We start from the raw sequence: 5,567 nt of genomic DNA, 5'->3' as shown, positions 1-5,567 counted from the left end.
CGTGGGCTCCGGCGCCATGATGGGCGGATCGTTCGGCCTGTTCATCGGCGTCATTGCCGCCATCCGCATCCTCTTCGCCGAGCGCCCGCGACCACGCTGACCGTCGGCCGTGGCATCACGAGAAGGGGCCGGAGAGCGTCACGCTCTCCGGCCCCTTCTCCGGCACGTCAACACGGAACACTCACCCGCCGAGCGCCGCCCGGCACTCCTTCAGACGAAGAATGCTGAACCGCCCGAGACGGCCGCGCAGGAGGTCGGCGGCTTCCGGGCCGCGCAGCGCCATTACGACTCCAGCAGCCTCGTCCATCCATCCGCGGCTCGCGACTTCCTTGCGGATTTGGCGAGCTCTGCCTTGGCGAGCCGTTCGCCTGCATCCGCAAAGCCCATCGCGGCGAACACGTTTGCCGGCGCAGAGGTGGTGGAGATTGCATCTGTGCTCACCGATGGCCTCCTGTTCAGAACGCGATCAAGATCGATGGGGATCCGCCGGGCGACAGTCCCATCGCCCGCAATCTAACACAATGGACAGCAGAATTCATCAGTCACGGGAGCAAATTCGCCTCCCCACGTACGTCCGAGAGGCGCGAGGGACGGGGAGGGAGGCGGTGATCAGATGGGAGGAACGATTCCGTCGTGGACAGCTGGAACAGCTACTCCAGGTCGCGGCCCAGGACCTTGTCGGCGTAGCCGTTGTCGGGATTGCCGCCCTTTTTCAGCACGCGGTCCACGGTGCCGGTGCCGCGGTTGTAGGCGGTGAGCGCCATCTCCACGTCGCCGTCGTAGCGGTCGATCAGTTCGTGCAGGTAGCGAAAGCCGATGCGCAGGTTGGTCCCGGACTCGCGAAGCTCGATCTCGGTAATCCCCTTCTTGAACCAGTTGGCGGTGGGCAGCATGAGCTGCGTAAGGCCGATGGCGCCCACGCGGCTCGTTGCATAGTCCTTGAACTCGCTTTCCGTGCGCACCAGCCCGAAGGCGAGCTCCGGGTCGATCCCCGTTTCCACCGCCGCGTCGTAGATCTCCAGCGCCAGTTCGTCAGACACCTCGTAGCCCATGGCGCGGTATTTTTCCGCAAGCGCAATGGCGGCTTCGGCGTTGCCCGGCGCCGCCGCGCGCGCAATGCGCACGGGCACCTGCACCACGTTGGCCGCCATCTGCAGCGCCACCCCGTTCTGCACCGCCTGCTGCACCACGCCGCGGCGCACCTTGCCGCGCTCGTCGTGCAGGCCGCCAGTAAGGGTGGCGCCGGCCTGCACCGCGGCCGTCCCCAGCAGAAGCGCCTGCACGCCGCGGGAGCGAATGATGGATCGAAGGTTGTTCGGACGCGCGGCGTGCCTGTTTGTTACCCGGCGCGGACCCCGGCTCTCGTCCATGCTCACGTTCGATCTCTCCTGACTCGTTCCCGCGGGGGCCGCCGGTACTTCCAGCGGGCCCTAGTCACGCGGGGCCACTCAGTTCGGGGATGGATGCAAACCGTACCGTCGGGTCGATGAAATCGGGATTCCCGGCGCGGATCTACATTGCTGGATGCGATTTGCGCCGTGGAACCCGATACAAGGAGCATGCCCCCGGGCCGGCTCGCGGCGTCTGCGGCATCCACTTCCCCCGCAGCCGCCGGCGTTCATGGATGCGCGATGTTGCCGCATCTGTCGTCCGCGGCCGGCGAACTCATGGCGTTCCTCGGCCTCGGCTGAACCGCCACCCTCGGCAGTGCTTCAGGAGCAGAACGGACGAGGCCCGCGGGTGCACCCCGCGGGCCTCGATCACTCCTTACTCTCCATCCATCTGCGCGAGGTCCGTCGCGGAACGCTCCGCGCTCTGCACTCGCCGAATCCGCGATCAGACCAGCTCGATCTTGAGGGTACGGCCAACTGCTTGCGCCGCACGCTGGATGGTGTCGAGTTGCACCTTGTTGTTCTCGGGATCCAGAAGGCGGTCTACCTGCGTCCGGCTGGTGTGCATCCGCTTGGCCATGTCCACCTTGGTCAATCCATCCGCCTCCATGGCCTGCTCGATTTGCCAGGCGAGAACCCGCTTCTGAGCAAGGCCATCGACCTCCTCACGAATGCCCTGCTCCTCAAGGAAGTCCTCGAAGGAACTGCCGATGTGCGGGTTCGTCATCGTTCAACCTCCCGTTTGCGTCGTCGGGCGAGCTCAAGGTCTTCGTCCGGCGTTTTCTGCGTCTTCTTCACAAAGCCATGCAGGAGAACCATGCGGCCTTGGGTGAAGCAGAAGAGTACCCGGGCGATCCGCTTGTCCGTCAGATTGCTCCGGATCTCGAAGAGACCGTCTCCCATGGGCCGGCACGTCGGCATCCCGACCGGCCATCCGAACTCCACAGTCGCGATGTCCGTCCCGATGATCCGTCTGTCTTCCTTGTCCAGCCCGGTCAGCCAGTCTCGCACTGGCTCCGTTCCGGTATTGCTGCGCCAGAAGGATGCAGGAACTTTCTTGAGTGCCTCCGCCATCAGACACTCCTTCCAGTGTACCGCACAAGGTACACCGCGTCAAGCTCCTCTCGCCCGAACGACGGACGCCGGTCGGCGAATGGAGTCGAGCCAGCAGGCATTCGTATGGACGAACAGCAGAGGCCGGGGAGTGTGGGTTCCCCGGCCTCATGATACTTCCCGCGCTTGGCGGCTTACAGAAGAGCGATCCAGCCGCCCGGGCGCGGGGCGGTAAATCAAGCCTGGTTTCTTCAACGACTGGTGGTTGCAGCCTGTGCGCGGCGGGCGTCCTGGATGGTAACGACGCTGACCTGATCGGCGTCGTGGTCGTATGCGTAGATGATCAGCATCCAAGGCCACGGCCCAAGGATGAAGCGAAACCCCTTCCACCGACCCTCGAGCGGAGCGCCTGCCTCCGGCGCCGTCTCCAGGATCCGGATCAACTCGCGCACGCGGGAGCGAGTGTTCTTGGGGAGCTTCAGGATCTCAATGAGGTCTCTGAGATCGTCTCTGGCGAACGGTGCTACTACGATCCGCGCCATGCTCAGAGCTCATCGAGCAGGATTCCCTGGCCTGATTCGATCTGCCGCAGGCCCTGCTCCGCTCGCTCGATCGCGCCCGGAATGGAATCGAGCAAGGCCACGATGTTCGCCGCGCTCGGATCAGCTTCGTCCAGTGCGGCGCAGAGAAGCGAGCGGGCGAGCGTGCCCGGATTCACGTGCGTGCGCTCCGCAAGCGTCCGCAGAGTGCGCGCATGGCGATCATCGAGCTGAATGTTGAACCGGGCTCCCGGCATGGCGTTCCTCGGCACGGGTACACATTTCGTGTTGTCCCGTAACGTATTGTGCAGCGCGCGGTTCGTACAGCCCTGCCCGGCCGGCGCTGCCCCACGCGCGATCCGATTTAGAGCTCACCCGGAGAACGAGCCCGTCCAACCAGCGCAAGCAAGGCCGAGGGGAGCGCCCCTCGGCCTTGCTTCTCACCCGCCGTACGGTACCGCCGGTCGCGGGATCAGACGTCCAGAAAGCGGACGTACTTGGCGTTCTGCTCAATGAACAGGCGGCGGGGCTCCACCTCTTCGCCCATCAGCTTGGTGAACACGCTGTCCGCTTCCACGGCGTCGTCCATGGACACCTGCAGCAGGGTGCGCACGTCCGGGTCCATGGTGGTCTTCCACAGCTGCTCGGGGTTCATTTCGCCAAGGCCCTTGTAGCGCTGCACGTGAATGCCGCGCTGCTCCTTGCCGTCTTCGCCCGTGCCCTTGTAGCGCGCCAGAATGGCGTCGCGCTCGGCGTCGCTGTAGGCGTACTGCTCCTGCTTGCCCTTCTTGACCAGGTACAGGGGCGGTTGCGCGATGTACACGTAGCCGTTGTCGATCAGCTGCCGCATCTGGCGGAAGAAGAACGTGAGCAGCAGGGTGCGGATGTGGCTGCCGTCCACGTCCGCGTCGGTCATGATGATGACCTTGTGGTAGCGCGCGTTCTTGAGGTCGAACTCGTCCTCGCCGATCCCCGTGCCGATGGCGGTGATGATGGCGCGGATTTCGTCGTTGCTCAGCACCTTGTCGAAGCGCGCCTTTTCCACGTTCAGGATCTTGCCCTTGAGCGGCAGGATCGCCTGGAACTCGCGCTTGCGCCCCTGCTTGGCGCTGCCGCCGGCGCTGTCGCCCTCCACGATGTACAGCTCGGTGAGTTCGGGATTGCTGCTGGAGCAGTCCGCCAGCTTGCCGGGGAGCACGCCGGTTTCCAGCGCGCTCTTCTTGCGCGTCAGGTCGCGGGCCTTGCGCGCCGCCTCGCGCGCGCGCGCCGCCGACACCGCCTTTTCGATAATCGCGCGCCCCACGCCCGGCGTCTCGTCCAGAAACTCGCTGAGCTTCTGGTTCACCACGGTTTCCACAGCGCCCTTAACCTCGCTGTTGCCCAGCTTGGTCTTGGTCTGCCCCTCGAACTGCGGCTCGCGCACCTTGACCGACACCACCGCCGTGAGCCCTTCGCGCACGTCGTCGCCGCTCAGCGAATCCAGCCCGCCCTTCTTGAACAGGCCGGTCTTGCGGGCGTAGTCGTTGATGCTGCGGGTAAGCGCGGCCTTGAAGCCCGTGAGGTGCGTGCCGCCCTCGTGGGTGTTGATGTTGTTGACGAAGGTGAACGTGTTCTCGTTGTACCCGTCGTCGTACTGCAGCGCCACTTCGATCTCGGCCTCGGGGCGGTTGGCCTCGATGTAGATGACGGCGTCGTGCAGCGGCTTGCGGGTGCCGCGCAGGTGCTCCACGAACTCGCGCAGGCCGCCCTCGTAGTGGTACTCGTCGCGGTGCGGCGTCTGGCCGTCGCCGCTGCGCTCGTCCGTAAGCGAGATGCGCACGCCCTTGTTCAGGAACGCCAGCTCGCGAAGGCGGTTGCTGAGGATGTCGAACGAGTAGACGGTCTCCTCAAAGATCTGCGCGTCGGGTTTGAACGACACCGTGGTGCCGGTGGTGCTGGCCTCGCCGGTAACGAGCAGTTCCTGTGTCTTGTCGCCGCGGCTGAAGGCCATCTCGTGCACCTTGCCGCCGCGGCGCACGGTCACGCGCAGCCACTCGGAAAGCGCGTTCACCACCGAGACGCCCACGCCGTGCAGGCCGCCGGATACCTTGTACGAGCCCTCGCCCTCGTTGTCGAACTTGCCGCCCGCGTGCAGCATGGTGAGCGCCATCTCTACGCCCGTCAGCTTTTCCGTGGGGTGCACGTCCACGGGAATGCCGCGGCCGTCGTCCACCACGGTGATGCTGTCGTCGGCGTGGATGGTGACGTCCACCGAGGTGGCGAAGCCGGCCATCGCCTCGTCGATGGAGTTGTCCACCACCTCGTACACCAGGTGGTGCAGGCCGCGCGCGCTGGTGGAGCCGATGTACATGCCCGGGCGCTTGCGGACCGCCTCCAGGCCCTTGAGCACCTGGATCTGTCCTGCGTTGTAGTCTTTCTCGGCGCCGTTGGTAGACATGGCCTCTGGTTGGTGCGGTTGGAGCGGCGGCCGCCGGGCCGCCATCAGCTTGGATTCATACCCCGAAGCTGTCCCGAATGTTCAGGGAAAGTGCGGGAGTGCGGGGTGCGGAAGTGCGAAGTCCGGCTTCGGCGCGGGAGTCGGGGC

Annotated in this window: 7 protein-coding genes; all 7 read right to left on the bottom strand. The window is 65.3% G+C overall.

Annotated features, from left to right (window positions below):
- Positions 1 to 282: 282 nt before the first annotated feature.
- Positions 283 to 441, bottom strand: a complete 159-nt coding sequence (locus tag VF665_RS09055) for a hypothetical protein (protein ID WP_331053095.1) — start codon at positions 439 to 441, stop codon at positions 283 to 285.
- Between the two features lie 209 nt (positions 442 to 650).
- Positions 651 to 1,283, bottom strand: coding sequence for a lytic transglycosylase domain-containing protein (locus VF665_RS09050; RefSeq protein WP_331053093.1), 633 nt, complete (start codon positions 1,281 to 1,283; stop codon positions 651 to 653).
- A 553-nt stretch (positions 1,284 to 1,836) separates the two neighbouring features.
- Entirely contained in the window at positions 1,837 to 2,118 is a 282-nt protein-coding gene (locus tag VF665_RS09045) for a helix-turn-helix transcriptional regulator (protein ID WP_331053092.1), read from the bottom strand.
- Entirely contained in the window at positions 2,115 to 2,465 is a 351-nt protein-coding gene (locus tag VF665_RS09040; protein WP_331053091.1) for a type II toxin-antitoxin system RelE/ParE family toxin, read from the bottom strand. The genes VF665_RS09045 and VF665_RS09040 overlap by 4 nt, the downstream gene beginning before the upstream one ends.
- Before the next feature lie 230 nt (positions 2,466 to 2,695).
- Entirely contained in the window at positions 2,696 to 2,986 is a 291-nt protein-coding gene (locus tag VF665_RS09035; protein WP_331053090.1) for a hypothetical protein, read from the bottom strand.
- A gap of 2 nt (positions 2,987 to 2,988) precedes the next feature.
- A complete protein-coding gene (locus tag VF665_RS09030) occupies positions 2,989 to 3,240 on the bottom strand; it encodes a hypothetical protein (RefSeq protein ID WP_331053089.1) in 252 nt (83 codons plus the stop codon).
- A gap of 215 nt (positions 3,241 to 3,455) precedes the next feature.
- A complete protein-coding gene (gyrB, locus tag VF665_RS09025; protein WP_331053088.1) occupies positions 3,456 to 5,420 on the bottom strand; it encodes a DNA topoisomerase (ATP-hydrolyzing) subunit B in 1,965 nt (654 codons plus the stop codon).
- Between the last annotated feature and the right edge of the window lie 147 nt (positions 5,421 to 5,567).

The sequence above is a fragment of the Longimicrobium sp. genome (assembly GCF_036387355.1).
GTDB lineage: Bacteria > Gemmatimonadota > Gemmatimonadetes > Longimicrobiales > Longimicrobiaceae > Longimicrobium.
The sequence above is the reverse complement of the archived record's forward strand: the minus strand, read 5'-3'. Positions and strand labels throughout refer to the sequence as shown.

Coding starts and splice junctions, on each gene's coding strand:
- VF665_RS09030 (WP_331053089.1), bottom strand. CDS start 3,240: ATGCCGGGAGCCCGGTTCAACATTCAGCTCGATGATCGCCATGCGCGC.
- VF665_RS09045 (WP_331053092.1), bottom strand. CDS start 2,118: ATGACGAACCCGCACATCGGCAGTTCCTTCGAGGACTTCCTTGAGGAG.
- gyrB (WP_331053088.1), bottom strand. CDS start 5,420: ATGTCTACCAACGGCGCCGAGAAAGACTACAACGCAGGACAGATCCAG.
- VF665_RS09040 (WP_331053091.1), bottom strand. CDS start 2,465: ATGGCGGAGGCACTCAAGAAAGTTCCTGCATCCTTCTGGCGCAGCAAT.
- VF665_RS09035 (WP_331053090.1), bottom strand. CDS start 2,986: ATGGCGCGGATCGTAGTAGCACCGTTCGCCAGAGACGATCTCAGAGAC.